This window comes from Acinetobacter calcoaceticus (assembly GCF_051947995.1).
Lineage (GTDB): Bacteria > Pseudomonadota > Gammaproteobacteria > Pseudomonadales > Moraxellaceae > Acinetobacter.
Genome location: NZ_JBLVVH010000002.1, coordinates 516220 through 536998, shown reverse-complemented (window position 1 = coordinate 536998; position 20779 = coordinate 516220). Strand labels below are relative to the sequence as shown.

The following is a 20779-nucleotide window of genomic DNA, read 5'->3' as shown; positions in this document are numbered from 1 at the left end:
CACCAGTCTCTCAAACCTTTGCTGGAACTTGGGAGTCTACATATTGCGCTGCGGCGCCAAATAATTTCCGGCTCATTATGGAAAATCATGTGGATTCAAATAATTCATTTGATGTTCTTATAGATTCAGAACGCTATCAGGAAGCAAAATGCTCAGGAGAAATTTTCGGAGATTATGATCACGATGGTACTCAAAGAGGTATCTTGTACTACAATATTGGCAACGCACAACGCAGCAATAAAACCACTTATTATTTCGCTCGGGTGAAGCGTTATGAAGATGATGATAACAACTCCAATCCTGCTATTTTGGCCTTTAAGGATGCCAATACCCTTTGTTTACTTGATAGTGCTGAAACTGACGGAGCCAAAATAGATCAAACTGTTCAAACAATGGATCCAACCTTTGCATGTTGGAAAAAATCTTCACTGAAACGTTTCCAGACCCTAAAAGCCAATCCATTTGTCAGCACCAGTGGCTATGCATTTAAAGATCTGGAACCAACTCAAGCACGACTCAAAAATCAACTGGATGCTCAAGCCAATGCTGGCTATAGACTGGTGGATGTCCGTATTGATACCAATGTCACCTCTGACACGGCCTCATCTTTACTCACTTCAGAAGAAATGAGAATGCGTAACCTGTATATCAAAGATAACGCAGCAAATGCCGCCAAATGGCAATACCAACTTACCACGGCCAATACGACAGGCACTTCAACTGAAAGATATAGATTGTTCAAAGCTGAATTCACTGCTCAAGTCAGTCAAGGCTTCCATTACCGCACACAATATAAGCTTGATAAAGATAAGGGTACATTTAATATTTATGAAAAACGTGTGGGTGATACAGGTGTCTATACAGTTAACGAAAAAGTGGTTAACCGGGATCTTGTGACTGCTGCAACATGGGCAACACATGCCAATGAACTTGGTAAAACAGGTTGTCGTATAGAAATGGCTACCTCTTTCAATCTTCAACAATATTCTTTCCTGTGTACCAATAGTAATCTACACAATGGTACCTATGATTATCGCTGGATTCCGCTCAGTGACACCACCAAAGCAGCGGAGATCAAAACGATTTTGGATCAACAATTTGCAGCAGGTTATGTCTACCGTTTTACTTCTAGAGAAGGCGACGATCGGGTTGGCTTAGTTCTGGAAAAAGACAGCAGCAATACCAATCCAGCCAAAGTGGTCTACAAGGTATTTGATGGCAGTGTAGTAGATGATCGTGAACCAGGTGCAAGCGTTTATCTCTATGCACAGCGCCTGATTGGGCAGTCTTCGCTGGGCTGGAATTTATGGGGTACTGGAGCTACCAGTAATTTAACTATTTATGCCAATCGTGCCAGAGACTAATCTCATCGCTACATGCCAGTAAAAACACATAAAAAGACCGCCTCACGTTGGCGGTCTTTTTTATGAACTTAAATCTTAACCATGCAATTTTTCAACAATTGCTTTCACACGTTGTGCATAAAGCTTCGCGGTCTCTAAATCACCTGTTGGAATCTCATCTGTACTTGCATCTGCTGGTGACTGAACCAGCAAGCCCACAGAACCCCCCAGATTATTCACATCCTCACGTTTGGCCGCTTTGGTATTGGCGGGTAATAAACCCAAGCTCACCCAAATGCCACCATGCTGTGACGCCAAGGTTTGTAATTGAATCAAGGTCACTTGCTTGTCACCATTCAGACTCGCACTATTGGTAAAACCTGCAAACACCTTATCCTGCCAGCCACGTGTAAACCAGATTTTTGAAGAAGCATCGGCAAATTTCTTAAACTGCCACGGTGTTGCTGCCATATAGGTGGGCGCACCAAACACAATACCTTGTGCATTATTAAGGGTTTGCCAATCCTGTTCAGTAATGTCGCCATTCTGATCAATTTCAATCAAAGCCGCATCAATTGCACCCGCAAAAGTTTCAGCAACTACTTTGGTATGACCATAGCCCGAGAAGTAAACAACAGCAATTTGTGTCATGAGAGTATCCAAAATTTTTCAAAAGTTCGATTTAATGATATATTTTAGAAACTAGGTGTCAATTAGTTACCATTTGGTAACTACTAACATTCGATTGAGAAAATGAGGGCTATCGCTATGAATCAGGCATTAAAATACGATATTTATCAACAACATTGCCCTGCCCGTTTATTTTTCGAAAAAATTGCAGACAAATGGGTATTATTGATTATCAATGTGCTGGCACGAGACACCCAACATTTCAATCTATTGAAAAAAAACATTCAGGGTATTTCACCTAAAGTATTGTCACAGAAGCTAAAAATGCTGGAACGTGATGGCTTTATTCAGCGTCAGGTGCAGAATACCGCTCCGATTCGAGTGGATTATTCACTTACCCCACTCGGACTGGAAGTAGCTAAAATGGCGTATCAACTCAAAGATTGGGCTGAGAGTAATATCGAGCAGGTCATTTACGCCCAACAGCGTTTTGATGCGATACAGGAACAAGAAATCCAATAAAATGAGGGATGGGCGATGATTCCACAACCTTTAATTGCAGTGAGCGATGTCGAGAAAACCAGCCTGTGGTATCAGACTATGCTTGGCCTGGAAAGCGGTCATGGCGGTAAAGAATATGAGCAGTTGTTATTTGAGAAAAGAATGGTGCTGCAACTGCACCAATGGCAAGCGCATGAACATCCACATATCGGAGATCCGAAACGAGTGATCGGTAACGGCGTGTTATTGTGGTTTGAAAGCAGTCAATTTGATGAGATTGTGCAAAAACTACAAACTCATCAAGTCGAAATTCTGGAAGGCCCTAAATACAATCCCAACGCCCATCATCGGGAGATCTGGTTTAGAGACCTCAATGGATATACGCTGGTTGTGGCAAGCCCTTATGGTGATATATAACCAGACTTAAACTAAAGTTGCTTAAAGCCTTGCTGTCTCCATGCTTCATAGACAATGACAGCGGTCGCATTAGAGAGATTCAAGCTTCTTGAGTTTTCCGCCATTGGCAAACGAATCCACTGCTCTTGCGGAAACATGAGACGTACCTGTTCAGGTAAACCACGTGTTTCAGGTCCCATCAATAAGGCCACGGGACGATTCAGATCGACGGTATGCGGTGTTGCACTGCCTTTAGTCGTCAATGGAAAGACATGCTCAACCCCTTTGGCTTTTAAGTCAGCAAGACAAAGTTCGATATTGTCCCAAATTTGCATTCTTGCCCACTCGTGGTAGTCCAATCCTGCACGTTTTAACTTTTTATCATCCAGCTCAAAACCCAAAGGTTTTACCAAATGTAGTTGCGCACCGGTATTGGCACATAGACGAATGATATTACCTGTATTCGCTGGAATCTCAGGCTCGTATAGGACGACATGAATCACAAATTTTCTCTACTTTTCATAATCCCTCCTAGCCTCCCTTTGAAAAAGGGAGGAACTCCCCTCATTTTTAAAGAGGTGAGGAGCGGTTATAGCTCCGCAAGGAGGAATTCTATTGCCATTTTAACTGTTCACGTAAACTGACCACTTCACCAATAATGGTTAAAGTCGGTGCTACGATCTGATTGTCAGATACTTTGGCTGCGATATCCGCCAAAGTACCCACCACCACTTTTTGCTCCGGCGTGGTGCCTTTGGAAATCAAGGCCACTGGCATGCTTGGACGCTGTCCATGTGCAATTAATTGCTCGCAAATACGTTCCAGACCGACCAGTCCCATATACAACACCAAGGTCTGGTTTTCATAGACCAGTTCATTCCACGGCAGCTCAGGTGAACCTTCTTTTAAATGTCCTGTCAGGAAACGTACACTTTGTGCATAATCACGATGGGTCAGCGGAATACCGGCATAGGCTGAACAGCCTGAAGCTGCGGTAATGCCCGGCACGACCTGAAAAGTGACATTGGCTTCGACCAGTTCCTGAATTTCTTCACCACCACGGCCAAAGATAAACGGATCGCCACCTTTTAAACGGCAAACACGTTTACCTTGTTGCGCATATTCCACCAGCAAGGCATTGATGCCATCTTGTGGAACTGAATGGTTAGAACGCGCTTTACCGACATAAATCTTTTCAGCATCTCGGCGGCACAAGTCCAGAATCGGCGCAGAGACCAGACGGTCGTAAATCACCACATCTGCTTGTTGCATTAAACGCAATGCCTTTAAGGTCAGCAGTTCCGGGTCACCCGGGCCTGCTCCAACCAGATAAACCTCACCTTTCGGTGCGGTCCATTCTGTTAAAGCCTGCTCAATCAGGTCATTGGCCACAGCAATATTGTCATTAAAAACCTGTTCTTTCAGCGGACTAGCATACAGGTTTTCCCAGAAGATACGACGTTCATCCGGATTGGCAATTTTGGCTTTGACTTGCTTGCGCCATTGCCCCGAAAACTCAGCCAGTTTGCCCATGCCATGCGGCACAATGGTTTCGATCTGCGTGCGTAACTGTCTGGATAAAACGGGTGATGCACCATTGGAAGCCACCGAAATCACCAAGGGTGAACGATCAATAATCGCAGGCACCATAAAACGGCAATGCGGAATATCATCGACACTATTCACCAGCAGATTACGCTGTTCACACTGTTCAAATACTGCTTTATTGACATCGGGCTGATCTGTCGCCGCAATTACCAGACGGTAAGCGGTTGCCAGAACTGTTTCAGAAAAAGGCAATGCAATATATTGCCCTGCCGATTGCTCAACCAGTTGATGTAATTCAGGAATGATGTCAGGTGCAATCACATCGACAATTGCACCCGCTTTGGCGAGCAGGTTTGCTTTGCGGTAGGCAATATGCCCACCACCCACAATCAGACAACGTTGCTGCTGCAACTTTAAAGAGATTGGGAAGATTTCCACGTTACGCCTCTATATTTTCAATCTGATTGAGCTCAAGCAAAAACTATGCACAAATTCGATGCAAAGTTTAGTCGATGTAGCTAACACCGCCCATATATGGACGTAACACTTCCGGAATTTCGATTGAACCGTCTGCGCGTTGATAGTTTTCCATCACTGCAAGCAAGGTACGACCCACTGCCAGACCTGAACCGTTCAAGGTATGCACCAATTCGATCTTCTTCTGATCCACACGGTAGCGCGCTTTCATACGGCGTGCCTGGAAATCCCCCATATTTGAGCAGCTTGAGATTTCACGATAGGTATTCTGGCTCGGTACCCAAACTTCTAGGTCATAAGTTTTAACCGCACCAAAGCCCATGTCACCACCGCAGAGCAAAATCTTGCGATATGGCAGACCGAGTGCCTGCAAGATACCCTCTGCGTGTGCAGTCAATTCTTCAAGTGCCTGCATAGAGTGCTCTGGTTTAACGATCTGTACCATTTCGACCTTGTCGAATTGGTGTTGACGAATCAAGCCACGGGTATCGCGACCATAAGAACCGGCTTCACTACGGAAACATGGCGTATGTGCAGAATATTTCAACGGTAAACGATCCGCATCAATAATTTCGTCACGCACGAAGTTGGTCACCGGCACTTCAGCGGTTGGGATCAGGTAATACTCTTTTTCACCTTGTAGCTTGAACAGGTCTTCTTCGAACTTAGGAAGTTGACCTGTACCACGCAAGCTGTCTGCATTGACCAAATACGGCACATAAGCTTCGGTATAACCGTTTTTAAGGGTATGGGTATCCAGCATGAATTGAGTCAAAGCACGTTGTAAACGCGCCAAAGGTCCTTTCAAGACGCTGAAACGTGAACCTGTCAATTTGGTTGCAGTTTCAAACTCCAGACCACCCATCCATTCACCAAGATCGGTATGGTCTTTGATTTCGAAATCAAACTGGCGTGGCGTGCCCCACTTCAGGATTTCAAGGTTATCGCTCTCATCTTTACCAACGGGAACCGATTCATCTGGCAAGTTTGGAATGGCCAGAGATTTTTGTTCAAGTTCAGCTTGTAACTCAGCCAAAGCCACTTCAGCGGCTTTGATCTCATCCCCGATGGCTGCCATACGCGCCATGATTTCGGAAGCATCCCCACCCGATTTTTTGATTTGACCGACTTGTTTAGCACCAGCATTACGCTCTGCTTGTAAGTTTTCAGCTTTGGATTGCAAATCTTTACGGCGAGCTTCTAAATCAGCCCACTCTTGTACATTTAACTGAATACCACGTTTTGCCAAAGCAGCATTCACTGCTTCAATATTATTTCTGAGTAACTTTGGGTCGATCATAATCAATCATGAATAGAGGAAAAAACTGGTTATAGTGTAAGGCTTAAACCTAAAAAAATACAGCGCTTGTGCAGCCTCTACATACGATATATAGAGGCTGCATTGCAACTAGCCCGCATCTTTTGGCAAGCTTGGCAAGTATTCGGCTTTGATAAACTCCTTCGCCGCATAATATGGCAAGGTCAGTTCGCTCATTCCTTCAGCATAAGAAGCCAGCTCATACAACGGATAAACAAAGACAATGCCGTTCACACCATAGTAATAATTATCACTGACCTGTAATTGGTCTTTCTTGATGTTATGTTGTTCCAACCAGTTCTGGTTTGCAGCATACAGTTCATCACGAAGTTTGTTATTCATCTGCGGTTTAAGCAGTTCGCTCACGGTAATGTGCTTCTTGTTCTTCAAGTCGAAATTGACAAACTCCTGATGTGACATGCCGTGTGCCGCACCAGTTGAATAGGAATAGCTCTGAATTGCAAAGGTGGCAAGGTTATAATTCTGCCCCACAAAACGGACAGAGGTGCTGCTCTCATTCTGTACCGTTCCATCAGCGGGAGCTTTAACCTCCTGATCAGCCAGATTTGCAAACGCATTGGGTTCCGCCTTTTTCATCCGGTTCATGAAATAGTCATCTATCCAGGTCTGGTTGGTTTGCACCGTTTGCAAGTCATAGGTGGTACAGCCATCTTCCAGACATACTTTTTGTTTTGGAATTTTAACGGCAGTAACGGTGGCATGAATGAGCGGAATATCGCTGGTTTTTTCCGTTGGGGTAGCCGCTTCTTTTTTGGGCTGACACCCGGCTAATGCGACAACCGTCAGGATAGGAAGAATGGGAAGAAATTTTGATAATTGTGAAGTATTCATCGTCCTACACGTCTCTGATGTTTTTCTTCACTATACAAAGCCTTGCTGAAATATAAAATTAAGAAATGTATCGTAATTAAAAAACCAGTATAACTATAGACGATAGAAAAATAAGTTGGGGTAACACAATGAATTTATATCCTGAAGGAATCGACTGCATTTGGATTGCTATGGATCAAAAAGGTGTATTAGCTGCTTTTATAACAGCAGGCATCGCTCCAATTCCCACATTTGTTCTTAACTCATCTCTAATTAAGTTAGAAAATATTGAACAAATGCTTATTGAGCAATTTCCGGTGATTGGAGAAGCAAATTTAAAAGTTGATCTTCCTCGTCCAGATGATTTTATTTCAATTTCAAAACGAGGATTCTTTGTTTACGATTGGGATGATCATGAACAACAATATGTGCTCATTTCAACACCGACATATTTAAAAAGTTATACAGATTTAGCTCAGAGCTTGAAAACCTATATTCAAACACTGGTTCTAAACAGCTATGATTTTTCTAAATCAAATACAATCAATGTATATAAAGATCTAATCTGCGCCATTGCAGATTAGATCTTATGCTTCAGTTTTAGAGTTCAACTAAGAAATAACATTATTCAAGCATTATTGATCAATAATATCAGTCCCTTTAGGCGGCGTGAAATTAAACACCGATGCAGGAATCGACTGGTTCACTTTAATATTACTAAAACGTACATAAGTGGTTTGACCTAAAGAGTCTTGCAAGATCATCAAGTTCGGTGCTTTATTGGCCCCAAAACTAATGGTGAGACTTTGAAACGCGCCATCTTGCTGTTTTGGATACAAGGTGTAATACAGTTTACTACGGTCCGGCTGGGTCACACGATAGGACTGCATGATCTGGCTAGTATTGCCTGATAACAATAATGCAGGGGTATTGGCAATTTGGTCATCCAGACTTTGACGGACGGCTTGCTGTAAATCAGGATCATAGATCCATACCACCTTACCTGAAGTTACAATGGTTTGTTTGGATGGACTGGTGGTTTCCCAATAAAATTTACCTGGACGTTCAACTTTCATCGTTCCCTTGAAGGTCTGATTCATATGTTGAGCGGTCAAGCCTTTTTTCTGTGCAACTTTATTGCTGTTGCTATTTGTCACTTTTGTACTTTGTTCAAAATCTGCGGTGAATCTTTGCAAGCCAGATAACTGCTGAACCAGACTGTTCGTTGCTTGCTGAGCTGATGCAGCGACAGGTGCAGCAAAGACCTGACTACTCACAACCGGAGCAAGTGTGATTGCACTTAACGTTGCAGCATAAGCCATTTTTTTTACGAAATTCATAAAAACAACCTTCTATCAGATTTCTACTGTTATGCCGACATCTTACTGTTTTTGATCATTAAAAAAATGAAGAAAAGCATGGGTTTTGTGTAGTTCGTGTCGCAAAGTTCTGCATTATGTATGAAGTTGCGACCTTTATGTAGAGATTGTAAGAATAAAAAATTAACTTTCCACCCCACAGCAACCGTATTCGTCAATGTCTGATCAAGGAAAATTATTGATCCGCTCTCATCTAGACGAATCAGCTGGGTTTGCTAAGCTAAAGCCAAGCATATTAAAAAGAACCCACCATGAAAAGCCTGGCCTTTATCCACCGTAATGACACGCGTTTTGCCATTGGTGACTTTTATCCGGCATTGTCGGTATTTTCTTATCAGGAACTGGGCAACACCACTTCACCCTTTTTATTACTGGATCATCTGGGGCCTGGACGACTAACGCCGAAAAGCCCGAAAAAAGGCGTGAATGAACATCCGCATCGCGGCTTTGAAACAGTGACCTTTGTGTTTGCAGGTGAATTACAACATCAAGATTCCACTGGTCAAGGCGGCATTATGACATCAGGCGATGTGCAGTGGATGACTGCCGCCTCAGGTATTCAACATACGGAACATTTTAGCCCCGCCTTCCGTGAGCGCGGTGGGTATTTTGAAATGCTGCAATTGTGGGTCAATCTTCCCGCAAAAGACAAGATGTCAGCTCCGCACTATCAAAGCTTGCTGAGTCATAGTATCCCTACAGTGCAACTGGAACATGAAGCAGGTTATGTGCGTATCGTAGCCGGTCAGTTCGGCAATATTCAGGGCATTGCCCACACTTATAGCCCCATGAATGTCTTAGATGTCCATCTACATAAACAACAGCAACTTATCCTGCCTGCAAATCATGGCGACACGACTTTAATTTATTTACGCAAAGGCAAACTGCAGTTCGCTACTGATGAAGAGGTTCTGGAAGAGCAAGCCTTGGCGGTGATGTCCAGTTTTGATACGGATGTTGAGATCACTGCATTAGAAGATAGTGATCTGTTATTTTTATCGGCGCCTCCCTTGCAGGAACCGATCAATGGACACGGCTTTTTTGTCATGAACAGTTATGAGGAAATTTTGCAGGCCTATGAAGACTTAAAAACCGGAAACTTTGGAAAAGCTTCGGACTAAACCACAATTCACAACTTATCCGCATAAAAAAACCCGCTCAACGCGGGTTTTCTCGAACTATTTAAGCTTAAGCTTCAACAGTTACATAGCGACGGCCAAACTGACCTTTCACTTCAAATTTTACTACGCCGTCAGCAGTAGCAAATAGAGTATGGTCACGGCCCATACCAACATTTGCACCAGCGTGGAACTCAGTACCACGTTGACGAACGATGATGTTACCAGCAGTTACAGTTTGACCACCGTAAACTTTAACACCTAACATCTTAGGATTCGAATCACGACCGTTCTTCGTCGATCCACCGGCTTTTTTAGTTGCCATGTCTATTTACTCCTCGTGTTAGCCTGCGATACCAGTAATTTTCAACTCGGTAAACCATTGACGGTGACCTTGTTGCTTACGGTAGTGTTTACGACGACGCATTTTGATGATGCGGATTTTGTCGTGACGACCATGGCCAACTACTTCTGCAGTTACTTTTGCGCCAGCTACAACTGGAGCACCGATTTGAATGTTGTCACCGTTAACAACCATTAATACGTCATCAAACGTAATAGTCGCGCCAGTTTCAGCTTTCAATAATTCTACTTTAAGGGTTTCACCCTCAACAACACGGTGCTGTTTACCACCGCTTTGGATTACTGCGTACATGATGTACTCCAACTTGCCCGTGTCGTCGTGCCGATAAAGGGACATATCGATCTTAAGACGAACGCCACTGGGGTTATACAAGGGGACAAATTTTAAGTGAAAATTGCTCAAACAACAAGTGATTTTGCATAAATGCCCACATATTGATAACTTGCTTGGATTTTTAAGTAAAATCAATTAGATTGATGGCGGACTTTTTTTGATTGATTCCCGTCAAAATTTGAAATACATTTTTAAAAACAAATTGTGACAATAACAAACTGTGTTTTGTACCGTCGTGAGTAAAGTAATGACACTCGGTGAGAACAGCCCTTTTCTGTTTAATTTAAAACCAAAGAGTTCATGATCGTGTTTTAAATAGCGGATTACACAGTCTATATAACAGTTTAGTCATAGATTAATTGCTACACTTGGCAACATTACCCACCTATACGAGGTTCTTCTTCATATGGTTATCGATTTTAAGCAAGACATTCTCTCCCCTGTTGCGACAGATTTTGCTGCGATGGATCACCTGATCAATGAAGGAATTAGCTCTAAAGTCGGATTGGTCATGTCTGTCAGTAAACATGTGGTGGAAGCTGGCGGTAAACGCATGCGTCCAATTATGTGTTTACTTGCAGCACGTGCTTGTGGCTTAGCCAACATGCAGCAAGCCCAACATCTGGCTGCAGTCATCGAAATGCTGCATACCGCCACGCTGGTTCATGATGATGTGGTCGATGAATCGAGCCTGCGTCGTGGCCGACCAACCGCAAATGCGACCTGGAATAACCAGACCGCCGTTTTAGTGGGTGACTTCCTGATTGCCCGTGCGTTTGATCTACTGGTCGATTTAAATAACATTACCCTACTCAAAGATTTCTCAACAGGGACTTGCGAAATTGCTGAAGGTGAAGTGCTGCAACTGCAATCCCAGCATCAACCGGATACCACAGAAGAAACTTATTTAAGAATTATTCACGGCAAAACATCACGCCTGTTCGAACTGGCCACTGAAGGTGCAGCCATTTTGGCAGGGACTGAAGAATACCGTGAACCGTTACGCCGCTTCGCTGGTCATTTTGGCAATGCCTTCCAAATCATCGATGATATTCTGGATTACACCTCTGATGCAGAAACATTAGGTAAAAATATCGGTGATGATTTAATGGAAGGTAAACCGACTTTACCGTTAATTTCAGCATTAGCTCATTCAACCGGTGATGACCATGCCATTATCCGTCGCAGTATTGCAACGGGTGGGGTTGAGCAACTGGACAAAGTGATTGAGATTGTTCATCACTCTGGTGGCCTGGAATATTGTCAAAAACGTGCTCAGCAAGAAACGGATGCCGCTTTGGAAGCATTGAAAGCGCTCCCTGATAATGAATATCGCCAAGCACTGATCAATTTGACACTCATGGCTTTACATCGACTACAATAATTTTTCTGACTGCTTATGCATTTAACTTTATCTGATCTTTTTTTAAAAATGCAGGAACAGCTTGACCAACCACAAGCTGTTCTTGATGAAAATCTCCTGATTGAACTGGTCAATCGTATCCGCCCTAAAAATCCAAATGATGCGGATGAAATCAAACAACGTATTCATGCGCTGATCAAAATCTTATTACTCACGCCCACATCTGCCATTCTGCTGCAAAACTTTTTACTTAAACTGATTAGCCAGTACAAACAGATTAGCTTATATGCCGATAGCGGTATTCTTTCACTTGATGGTTTCTGGAATCAGTTAGGACAACGTTTAGGCGCGCACTTTCTCCCTTTGGTCGAAGATGGACAGCAGCTGAAAACCTTGGTCGGAAAAGTCTTTCACCAGGAAAATGATAGTGAATGGCTGGATCTGATTGATGATCAGGACTGGATTACCTTACTGAACCTACTGGCTGAAAGCCAAAGCAACACCCTTGAAAAACAGGTTTCCAAAAACGAACTGATTAAAGCCATTACCGTTTTGTCTTACCGGATTAGTGGAATTGGCCTATATCCCGAGTTTATTAACGCCCAGCCTGATATTACCGAATACGAATCGCCCTTTCTGGTACAAAACCGCGACATCATCGAGTTTATTGAAAAGTATAAAAAACAGATTGATGATCGGGACGCCGTAGTGGTTTTACCCCCACCCGATGCATCTCAGGCCTTTGTCATGCTGGATCAGTGTCGTGAGGTTGTATTAAAAATACGCCGTGCCACCAAGCGCATTGGGGTCAGTATCAGTCTGACCTATTTATTGTCATTGTTAGAACAGGCGATTGACCGTATTGAGCTGCTGCTGACCTTGTTAGCCAGTAAAACCGAGGCGCGTTATACCGCGCTGGGCGAGTTGCTCACTGACTTAACCAAGGCCCATTATAATGAAAAAAGTGTTCGTCACTTACTGACCTCGACCAGTGAGCTGATTGCCTTACAGGTGACTGAAAATGCCAGTAGAACAGGCGAACATTATGTAAGTACCGACAAAGCGGGCTTCTTTGGCATGTATAAAGCAGCTGCGGGTGCAGGTGCGATTATTGCCACCATGGCAACGCTGAAGATTTTAACGGCACGCCTAGTGTTAGCGCCCTTTGGCCATGCCTTTTTATATAGCATGAACTATGCCTTGGGCTTTATGCTCATTCATGTCTTGCACTTTACTGTCGCGACCAAACAGCCTGCCATGACAGCAGCTGCATTGGCCTCAACCGTACAGCAGCAGAAAGGTAGCAAAACTGCGCAAATTGCCGAACTGGCCGCCTTGATTATTAATATTATCCGAACCCAGTTTATTGCCATTCTGGGGAATATCTCGATTGCAATTCCAACTGCAGCCCTGATTACCTTTTTGTGGCAATACAATCTCGGTGAACCATTACTCAATCACACCAAGTCAGCCGCATTGCTGCATAGTCTCAACCCCTTTACCTCGCTGGCGGTCCCCCATGCTGCAATTGCAGGTGTGTGTTTATTTTTCTCGGGACTCATTGCCGGTTACTTCGATAACTTGGCGGTTTACCGTAAAGTCGGGCCGCGCCTCAAGCAGCATCGACGCTTAAAACGATGGATGGGGCAAAAACGCTTAGATAAATTTGCAGGCTACATTGAAACCAATTTAGGCGCCCTGGCAGGTAACTTCCTGTTCGGGATCATGTTGGGAAGCATGGGAACGATTGGATTTATTCTCGGTTTACCTTTAGATATCCGCCACATTGCCTTTGCCTCGGCAAACTTTATCCAAGGCTTGATGACCATTGGTAACCCGGATATCGGTCTGATTATCGTGTCTTTTCTTGGTGTCATGCTGATCGGCTTAACCAACTTGTTTGTCAGCTTCACCTTGACGATTATTGTGGCTTTACGTGCACGCCGTGTTCGTTTTGCCCAATGGAAACCACTGGCTAAATTAGTGCTAACGCACTTCCTGACCCGCCCAAGCGATTTTTTCTGGCCCCCAAAACAACCGGTTGAAGTAGAAGAACAGCCTAAAAACACCTCATCATCTCATTAACTTTGTACAGAAAAGTCAGCAAACTACAAGTCTAACATTTGAACTATTTTTGGATATAATCAACACGCCAAAAATAGTTTCAAGGTTGGGTTTTTCCAGACGCTATTGCACAACAAGCGATCATGACTCAGTTACAGTATGGTTTCCTGATCAGGGTAATACGATACTGATCCAAGCTGGATTATTTAGTTAAACTTAAATTTGACCATGTCAGTGTTGTGCCTAGATGACTTTATCTTTACTGCTGTTCTGTTCGTTTTTTCGGCATGCTGATCCGGTCAGAAAACCTGAGCAAGCAGGTTCAAATGATAAAGAAACAGTAAAAACCCAAAATGAGATATACATCAAATTTTGTTATGTTTTTTTACTGAACCTTAAAAAAACATCAAAATGAAATTATCATAAAATTTCAAGACTTGACCAAAAGTGTACTCGCGAGTACACTTTCAAACACTCAACAACCCTGAACAATGGTTAAGCACATAATGAGTAGCGCATGCCGTACCTATTGCTTTGTATTGGTTGCTTTTTTTTAGGACTCGGTGCGATTGGGTTAATGAATTCCAACGCATCAACTTTAGACCTTTTTAGTGTTCAAGCTTTTTTTGAGCACCGTTCATTTACGCTTAACCATGTGACAATTCTGCTCTCCCGACTCGGTGGCATGCCTTTTTTATTATTTTTAACTGCATTTTTGTGTGTTTACCAAATCTGGATTAAAAATTATAGGAATGTGACCTTTATCGCTTTCAGTGTGGGCGGCAGTATTGTGATTGGTTGGCTTCTGAAATGGAGCATTGATCGGCCAAGACCAATGGAGTTTTATCACTTGGTTCATAGTTATGGCGCATCCTTCCCAAGTGCCCATAGCGTTTATGCTGCAACCCTTGCGAGTTTAGCCATGTTGTTATGTCGACAACATAAATATCGCACCAGTGTCATTTTAGTATCTACTTTATGGTTTATTTTCATGGGGATATCTAGAGTTTATGCGGGGGTTCACTACCCGACCGACGTTCTTGCCGGTTGGGGAATTGGGTTGATTTGGACTGCGTTGCTTTGGTTTGGGCTGTATCAAAGCACTTTCAGCAACAATTTGTTTTTAGATAAAAAATCTAAATTGAGGTGGAATAATGATGTCGGCTAAGCTTTGGGCTCCTGCCCTCACTGCTTGCGCATTAGCAACAAGCATTGCGCTTGTTGGTTGTAGCAAAGATCCTAAAGATGCACAGCAAGCTGCTGCTGCTCAAAAAATGCCACCTCCAGAAGTAGGTGTCATTGTTGCTCAACCACAAAGCGTTGAACAGAACGTCGAACTATCAGGCCGAACCTCTGCATATCAAGTTTCAGAAGTTCGTCCGCAAACAGGCGGCGTGATTTTAAAACGATTATTTGCTGAAGGTAGCTACGTTCAGGCGGGTCAAGCACTCTATCAAATTGATGCAAACACCAACCGCGCGACTGCAGACAATGCACGTGCGGCGTTATTACGTCAACAAGCGAACTTGAATGCTTTACGCGTAAAAGAAGGCCGTTATCGTCAACTTGTGGGAACCAATGCGGTTTCTAAGCAAGAGTATGACGATATCAATGCTCAGGTCAAACTGGCTGAAGCAGATGTTGCAGCGTCTCAGGCAGCATTGAAAAATGCTGAAATTACCTTGGGCTACTCAACGGTTCGTGCGCCAATTTCCGGTCAGTCTAGCCGTTCTTCGGTGACACCGGGTGCATTGGTGACTGCAAACCAGGCCGATCCATTGGTAACGATTCAACAACTTGATCCGATCTATGTGGATATTAATCAATCAAGTGCCGAGTTATTGCGTCTGCGTCAACAACTGAGCAAAGGCAGCTTGAATAACAGTAACAATACCCGTGTCAAAATCACGCTTGAAGATGGGTCTGAATACCCAGTTGAAGGTCAACTGGCATTCTCTGATGCAAGTGTCAATCCGGATACAGGTACTGTGACTTTACGTGCGGTGTTCTCGAATCCAAACCATTTGTTATTACCAGGCATGTATGCAACTGCCAAGATTTCGCAAGGGATTTTGCCAAACGCTTACCTGATTCCACAAGCAGCGGTATCTCGTTTACCGACAGGACAGGCCATTGCAATGGTTGTCAACGCCAAAGGTGCGATTGAAACACGTCCGGTCACCACTGCTGGTGTCAAAGGTCAGGACTGGATTATAACGAATGGCCTACAGGCTGGTGATAAAGTTGTTGTTGACGGTGTCGCTAAGGTCAAAGAAGGACAGGAAGTGTCTGTAAAACCTTATCAACCAAAAGCAGCTGAAGGTCAGAATGCAGCGCCAAAAGCAGCTGAACAACAAAAGCAAGCCAACTCACCAAAAGCTGAACAAAAAGCAACTTCAGAAGCTTAAGGGGTAGATTGCATGGCTCAATTTTTTATCCATCGCCCAATTTTTGCTTGGGTGATTGCACTGGTCATTATGTTGGCGGGAATTATCACGCTGACAAAAATGCCAGTTGCACAATATCCGACAATTGCCCCCCCCACGGTCACGATTTCTGCGACTTATCCTGGGGCTTCTGCTCAGACTGTTGAAAATACAGTTACCCAGATCATTGAACAACAAATGAATGGCCTGGATGGTTTACGTTACATTTCATCGAACAGTGCGGGTAATGGTCAAGCATCCATTAACTTGAACTTTGAACAAGGTATCGATCCGGATATCGCACAGGTTCAGGTTCAAAACAAATTGCAATCTGCCACAGCGCTGTTACCTGCTGACGTACAACGTCAGGGTGTAAAAGTCACCAAGTCTGGTGCCAGCTTCCTGCAGGTTATTGCATTCTATTCTCCAGACAACAGCCTCTCTGCATCTGACATTAAAGACTATGTAAACTCTAACATTTCTGAACCGCTTAGCCGTGTTGCAGGTGTGGGTGAGCTTCAGGTATTTGGTGGTTCATATGCGATGCGTATCTGGTTAGATCCGGCAAAACTGACCAGCTTTAACCTGACACCGAATGATGTTGCTACTGCAATTCGTGCACAAAACTCGCAAGTTGCAGTCGGTCAGCTCGGTGGTGCGCCGTCAACAGCAGGCCAAGTCCTGAATGCGACGGTAAATGCACAAAGCATGTTGCAAACACCTGAGCAATTTAAAAACATCTTCCTGAAAAACTCGTCAGATGGTGCACAGGTTCGTTTAGGTGATGTGGCTCGTGTAGAATTGGGTTCGGACAACTATCAATTCGATTCGAAGTTCAATGGTAGCCCTGCGGGAGGTGTTGCGATCAAGCTTGCAACCGGTGCCAACGCACTTGATACAGCAGCAGCTGTTGAAAAACGTTTATCTGAGTTACGTCATAACTATCCAGCAGGCTTAAAAGACAAGCTTGCGTATGACACCACTCCGTTTATTCGCCTCTCGATTGAAAGTGTTGTTCATACCTTAATTGAAGCGATTGTTCTGGTCTTCATCGTCATGTTCCTGTTCTTGCAGAACTGGCGCGCAACGATTATTCCAACACTGGCTGTACCTGTGGTTGTACTCGGTACATTTGCCGTGATTAATATCTTCGGTTTCTCGATTAACACCTTAACCATGTTCGCCATGGTACTGGCCATCGGTCTTCTGGTCGATGATGCCATCGTTGTGGTCGAGAACGTTGAACGGGTAATGCAGGAAGAACATCTGGAACCTGTGCCTGCGACTGAAAAGTCGATGAGTCAGATTTCTGGTGCGCTAGTGGGTATTACCAGTGTGTTAACAGCGGTATTCGTACCCATGGCATTCTTTAGTGGTACGACCGGGGTAATTTACCGTCAGTTCTCCATCACCTTGGTTACGGCGATGATCCTTTCCCTGATCGTGGCATTAACCTTTACCCCTGCCCTGTGTGCAACCTTGTTAAAGCAGCATGATCCAAACAAAGAACAAAGCAACAATATTTTTGCGCGCTTCTTCCGCTGGTTTAACAGTAGCTTCGAAAAAGTTGCAGTGAAATACCAAGGTGGTGTCAATCGCATGACACACCACAAGTTATTCTCTGGGGTGCTTTATATTGCGGTGATCGCAGCCTTGGTCGGCATCTACAAAATGCTGCCATCTTCATTCTTGCCAGAGGAAGATCAGGGTGTAGTCATGACTTTGGTTCAGTTACCACCAAGTGCAAGCTTGGAACGTACGGATAAAGTCATTGATACCATGACAGGCTACTTCCTGAATAAGGAAAAAGAAAATGTAGAGTCGATCTTTACAGTTGCAGGTTTCTCATTCACCGGGGTCGGTCAAAACGCAGGTCTTGCCTTTATCAAGTTAAAAGACTGGAGCGAACGTACCTCGCCTGAATCACAGATCGGTGCCATTATTCAACGTGGTATGGCATTGAATATGATTGTGAAAGATGCATCGTACATCATGCCATTACAGTTACCGGCAATGCCTGAACTGGGTGTCGCTTCTGGTTTTGATATCCAGTTGAAAGATGCCAGCGGTCAAGGTCATGAAAAACTGATTGCTGCACGTAATGCAGTATTAGGTATGGCATCACAAGACAAACGTCTTGCCGGTGTACGTCCGAATGGTCAGGAAGACACACCACAGTACCAGATCACCATTGATCAGGCGCAAGCAGGTGCAATGGGTGTGAGCATTGCAGATATTAACAGCACCATGAGCATGGCTTGGGGTGGTTCATATATCAATGACTTCGTTGACCGTGGTCGTGTGAAGAAAGTTTATGTTCAGGGCGAAGCAAATACACGCATGATGCCTGAAGACCTAAACAAGTGGTATGTACGTAATAACAAGGGTGAAATGGTTCCATTCTCTGGCTTTGCCAAGGGTGAATGGACTTACGGTTCTCCTCGTCTAGAGCGTTATAACGGCGTATCATCGGTGAACATTCAGGGTACTCCTGCACCGGGCGTCAGCTCTGGTGATGCAATGATCGCCATGGAAGAAATCATTGGTAAGTTACCGTCAATGGGCTTAACCGGTTTCGACTATGAGTGGAGTGGTTTATCTCTGGAAGAACGTGATTCTGGTAGCCAGACAGCGCCATTATTGGTTCTTTCATTATTGATCGTCTTCCTGTGTCTTGCTGCACTTTATGAAAGCTGGTCGGTCCCTGTTTCAGTATTGCTGGTTGTACCATTAGGTATTGTCGGTGCATTTACACTGACCTGGTTAGGTATGATCATTAAAGGAGATCCAAACTTATCCTTTAACATCTACTTCCAGGTGGCAATTGTTGCGGTAATCGGTCTTTCAGCGAAGAACGCCATTCTGATCGTCGAATTCGCTAAAGAATTGCAAGAACAAGGTGAAGACCTGTTTGAAGCAACCTTACATGCGGCGAAAATGCGTTTACGTCCAATCGTCATGACCACACTTGCTTTCGGTTTCGGTGTATTGCCATTGGCCCTTGCAAGTGGTGCCGGTGCAGGTAGCCAGCACTCGGTCGGTTATGGTGTACTGGGTGGTGTAATTTCTTCAACACTTTTAGGTATTTTCTTCATCCCTGTATTCTTCGTGTGGATTCGTAGTATCTTTAAGTACAAACCTAAAACTTTAAATACTCAGGAGCATTGATCGTGATGCAAACTGTATGGTCTATTTCCAGTCGTGGCATTGCAATCTCTGCACTCGCGCTGTCTTTGGCTGCCTGCCAAAGCATGCGCGGGCCAGAGCCTGTGGTAAGCTCAGATATTCCTGAAAGCTACGCGTCGTATGGCAATGCTTCTGGAAAATCAATCGCGGAACAAGGTTACAAAGATTTCTTTGCTGACCAGCGCTTACTGCAAGTGATTGATATGGCACTTGCCAATAACCGTGATTTACGTACTGCTACTTTGAATATCCAAAAAGCTCAGCAGCAATACCAGATCTCGGAAAACAACCAGTTGCCAACGATTGGCGCAAGTGGTAGTGCCGTTCGTCAGGTCACCCCTAGCCGTGATCCAGGTAACCCCTATTCAACCTATCAGGTTGGCTTAGGTCTGACTTCTTATGAGCTGGATTTCTGGGGTCGTGTACGCAGCCTGAAAGATGCAGCGCTCGATAGCTATCTCGCGACGCAAAGTTCACGTGATGCCACGCAAATCAGCTTAATTGGTCAGGTCACTCAAGCTTGGTTAAATTACTCGTTTGCAAGTGCACAACTTAAACTTGCCGATCAGACGCTAAAAGCACAACAAGACTCGTTCAACCTGAACAAAAAACGTTTTGATGTCGGTATTGATAGTGAAATTCCTGTGCGTCAGGCGCAGATTTCAGTAGAAACAGCACGTAATGATGTGGCCAACTACAAAACCCAGATTGCTCAGGCACAAAACCTGTTGAACCTACTGGTGGGCCAACAGGTTCCTCAGAATCTGTTGCCGCAACAGCAAGTTGCACGTATCACCCGACAAGGTGTATTAAGTGCCGGTTTACCAAGTGACTTATTGAATAACCGTCCGGATGTCAAAGCCTCTGAATACCAGTTAAGTGCTGCGGGTGCGAATATTGGTGCTGCCAAAGCACAACTATTCCCAACCATTAGCCTGACGGGTTCTGCGGGTTATGCATCGACTGACTTGAGTGATTTATTCAAATCAGCCAATGGATTATGGTCAATTGGTCCAAGCCTGAATATCCCGATCTTTGACTGGGGTACACGTAAGGCCAACATCAAAATCTCTGAAACAGATCAGAAAATTGCATTGGCTAACTATGAGAAGTCAGTCCAGTCAGCTTTCCGTGAAGTGAATGATGCATTGGCAACACGTGCCAACATTGGTGATCGTTTAACTGCGCAACGCCGTTTGGTTGATGCGACCAATACGACCTATAAACTTTCAAATGCCCGCTTCCGTGCCGGTATTGATAGTTACCTGACCGTGTTGGATGCTCAGCGTTCTGCTTACTCAGCGGAACAAGGCTTGTTATTATTGCAACAGGCCGACCTGAACAATCAGGTTGAGCTCTATAAAACACTGGGTGGCGGCCTAAAAGCCTCAACCAGTGAGACTGTTACGCACCAGCCTTCAAGCTCACAACAGCACTACGCAAAATAATTTGATTTTGCAGACAAAAAAGCTCACTTCGGTGAGCTTTTTTATTGCAACAAT

General features: G+C 44.2%; 19 protein-coding genes. 11 read left to right on the top strand and 8 right to left on the bottom strand.

Annotation, left to right across the window (positions count from 1 at the left end; all coding sequences use genetic code 11):
- Window positions 1-1364, top strand: a 1364-nt coding sequence (locus ACNQO6_RS05680; protein ID WP_440208341.1) for a PT dipeptide repeat lipoprotein, incomplete at its 5' end; no start/stop codon positions are given.
- Between the two features lie 75 nt (window positions 1365-1439).
- On the opposite strand, the gene ACNQO6_RS05675 is transcribed toward ACNQO6_RS05680, so the two are convergent.
- Complete coding sequence (locus ACNQO6_RS05675; protein ID WP_343579232.1) at window positions 1440-1994, bottom strand: flavodoxin family protein; 555 nt, start codon at window positions 1992-1994, stop codon at window positions 1440-1442.
- Window positions 1995-2111: 117 nt separating this feature from the next.
- Here ACNQO6_RS05675 and ACNQO6_RS05670 point away from each other — a divergent pair, with 117 nt between their 5' ends.
- The gene (locus tag ACNQO6_RS05670) at window positions 2112-2495 is read left to right on the top strand and encodes a winged helix-turn-helix transcriptional regulator (protein WP_343579231.1); all 384 of its coding nucleotides are present in this window, start codon (window positions 2112-2114) and stop codon (window positions 2493-2495) included.
- A 15-nt stretch (window positions 2496-2510) separates the two neighbouring features.
- Window positions 2511-2891, top strand: coding sequence for a VOC family protein (locus ACNQO6_RS05665; protein ID WP_396514641.1), 381 nt, complete (start codon window positions 2511-2513; stop codon window positions 2889-2891).
- An 11-nt stretch (window positions 2892-2902) separates the two neighbouring features.
- Here the strand turns inward: ACNQO6_RS05665 and ACNQO6_RS05660 are convergent, their stop codons facing one another.
- From ACNQO6_RS05660 to ACNQO6_RS05645, 4 genes are all read right to left on the bottom strand, one after another.
- Window positions 2903-3373, bottom strand: coding sequence for a tRNA (cytidine(34)-2'-O)-methyltransferase (locus tag ACNQO6_RS05660; protein ID WP_004669235.1), 471 nt, complete (start codon window positions 3371-3373; stop codon window positions 2903-2905).
- A gap of 109 nt (window positions 3374-3482) precedes the next feature.
- On the bottom strand, window positions 3483-4856 hold the full coding sequence (gene cysG / locus ACNQO6_RS05655) for a siroheme synthase CysG (RefSeq protein ID WP_440208340.1): 1374 nt from the start codon (window positions 4854-4856) through the stop codon (window positions 3483-3485).
- Window positions 4857-4923: 67 nt separating this feature from the next.
- The gene (serS, locus tag ACNQO6_RS05650) at window positions 4924-6195 is read right to left on the bottom strand and encodes a serine--tRNA ligase (RefSeq protein WP_262765945.1); all 1272 of its coding nucleotides are present in this window, start codon (window positions 6193-6195) and stop codon (window positions 4924-4926) included.
- A gap of 108 nt (window positions 6196-6303) precedes the next feature.
- Entirely contained in the window at window positions 6304-7065 is a 762-nt protein-coding gene (locus ACNQO6_RS05645) for an RsiV family protein (RefSeq protein ID WP_440208339.1), read from the bottom strand.
- A gap of 128 nt (window positions 7066-7193) precedes the next feature.
- On the opposite strand from ACNQO6_RS05645, the gene ACNQO6_RS05640 reads away from it, so the two are divergent.
- Window positions 7194-7628, top strand: a complete 435-nt coding sequence (locus tag ACNQO6_RS05640) for a hypothetical protein (protein ID WP_440208338.1) — start codon at window positions 7194-7196, stop codon at window positions 7626-7628.
- Window positions 7629-7679: 51 nt separating this feature from the next.
- Here the strand turns inward: ACNQO6_RS05640 and lolA are convergent, their stop codons facing one another.
- On the bottom strand, window positions 7680-8384 hold the full coding sequence (lolA, locus tag ACNQO6_RS05635; RefSeq protein WP_343579226.1) for an outer membrane lipoprotein chaperone LolA: 705 nt from the start codon (window positions 8382-8384) through the stop codon (window positions 7680-7682).
- Window positions 8385-8674: 290 nt separating this feature from the next.
- Here lolA and ACNQO6_RS05630 point away from each other — a divergent pair, with 290 nt between their 5' ends.
- Window positions 8675-9544, top strand: a complete 870-nt coding sequence (locus ACNQO6_RS05630) for a pirin family protein (RefSeq protein WP_440208337.1) — start codon at window positions 8675-8677, stop codon at window positions 9542-9544.
- A gap of 67 nt (window positions 9545-9611) precedes the next feature.
- On the opposite strand, the gene rpmA is transcribed toward ACNQO6_RS05630, so the two are convergent.
- Both rpmA and rplU read right to left on the bottom strand, forming a co-directional pair.
- On the bottom strand, window positions 9612-9866 hold the full coding sequence (rpmA, locus tag ACNQO6_RS05625; protein ID WP_004640422.1) for a 50S ribosomal protein L27: 255 nt from the start codon (window positions 9864-9866) through the stop codon (window positions 9612-9614).
- Between the two features lie 18 nt (window positions 9867-9884).
- Window positions 9885-10196 (bottom strand): 50S ribosomal protein L21, encoded by a 312-nt coding sequence (gene rplU / locus ACNQO6_RS05620; protein WP_004652230.1) that lies wholly within the window; start codon window positions 10194-10196, stop codon window positions 9885-9887.
- Window positions 10197-10644: 448 nt separating this feature from the next.
- On the opposite strand from rplU, the gene sdsA reads away from it, so the two are divergent.
- The 6 genes from sdsA (at window position 10645) to adeK (ending at window position 20725) form a co-directional block, all read left to right on the top strand.
- Window positions 10645-11622, top strand: a complete 978-nt coding sequence (gene sdsA / locus ACNQO6_RS05615; protein WP_343579222.1) for an All-trans-nonaprenyl-diphosphate synthase — start codon at window positions 10645-10647, stop codon at window positions 11620-11622.
- 15 nt (window positions 11623-11637) lie between these two features.
- Complete coding sequence (locus ACNQO6_RS05610) at window positions 11638-13686, top strand: site-specific recombinase (RefSeq protein WP_440208336.1); 2049 nt, start codon at window positions 11638-11640, stop codon at window positions 13684-13686.
- A gap of 496 nt (window positions 13687-14182) precedes the next feature.
- Window positions 14183-14833, top strand: a complete 651-nt coding sequence (locus ACNQO6_RS05605; protein WP_343579220.1) for a phosphatase PAP2 family protein — start codon at window positions 14183-14185, stop codon at window positions 14831-14833.
- Window positions 14820-16073: an efflux RND transporter periplasmic adaptor subunit gene (locus ACNQO6_RS05600; RefSeq protein ID WP_440208335.1), complete on the top strand. Its 1254-nt coding sequence runs from the start codon at window positions 14820-14822 to the stop codon at window positions 16071-16073. Before ACNQO6_RS05605 ends, ACNQO6_RS05600 begins: the two co-directional genes overlap by 14 nt.
- A gap of 12 nt (window positions 16074-16085) precedes the next feature.
- Complete coding sequence (locus ACNQO6_RS05595; protein WP_343579218.1) at window positions 16086-19259, top strand: efflux RND transporter permease subunit; 3174 nt, start codon at window positions 16086-16088, stop codon at window positions 19257-19259.
- 5 nt (window positions 19260-19264) lie between these two features.
- A complete protein-coding gene (gene adeK / locus ACNQO6_RS05590; RefSeq protein ID WP_343579238.1) occupies window positions 19265-20725 on the top strand; it encodes a multidrug efflux RND transporter AdeIJK outer membrane channel subunit AdeK in 1461 nt (486 codons plus the stop codon).
- Window positions 20726-20779 lie beyond the last annotated feature (54 nt).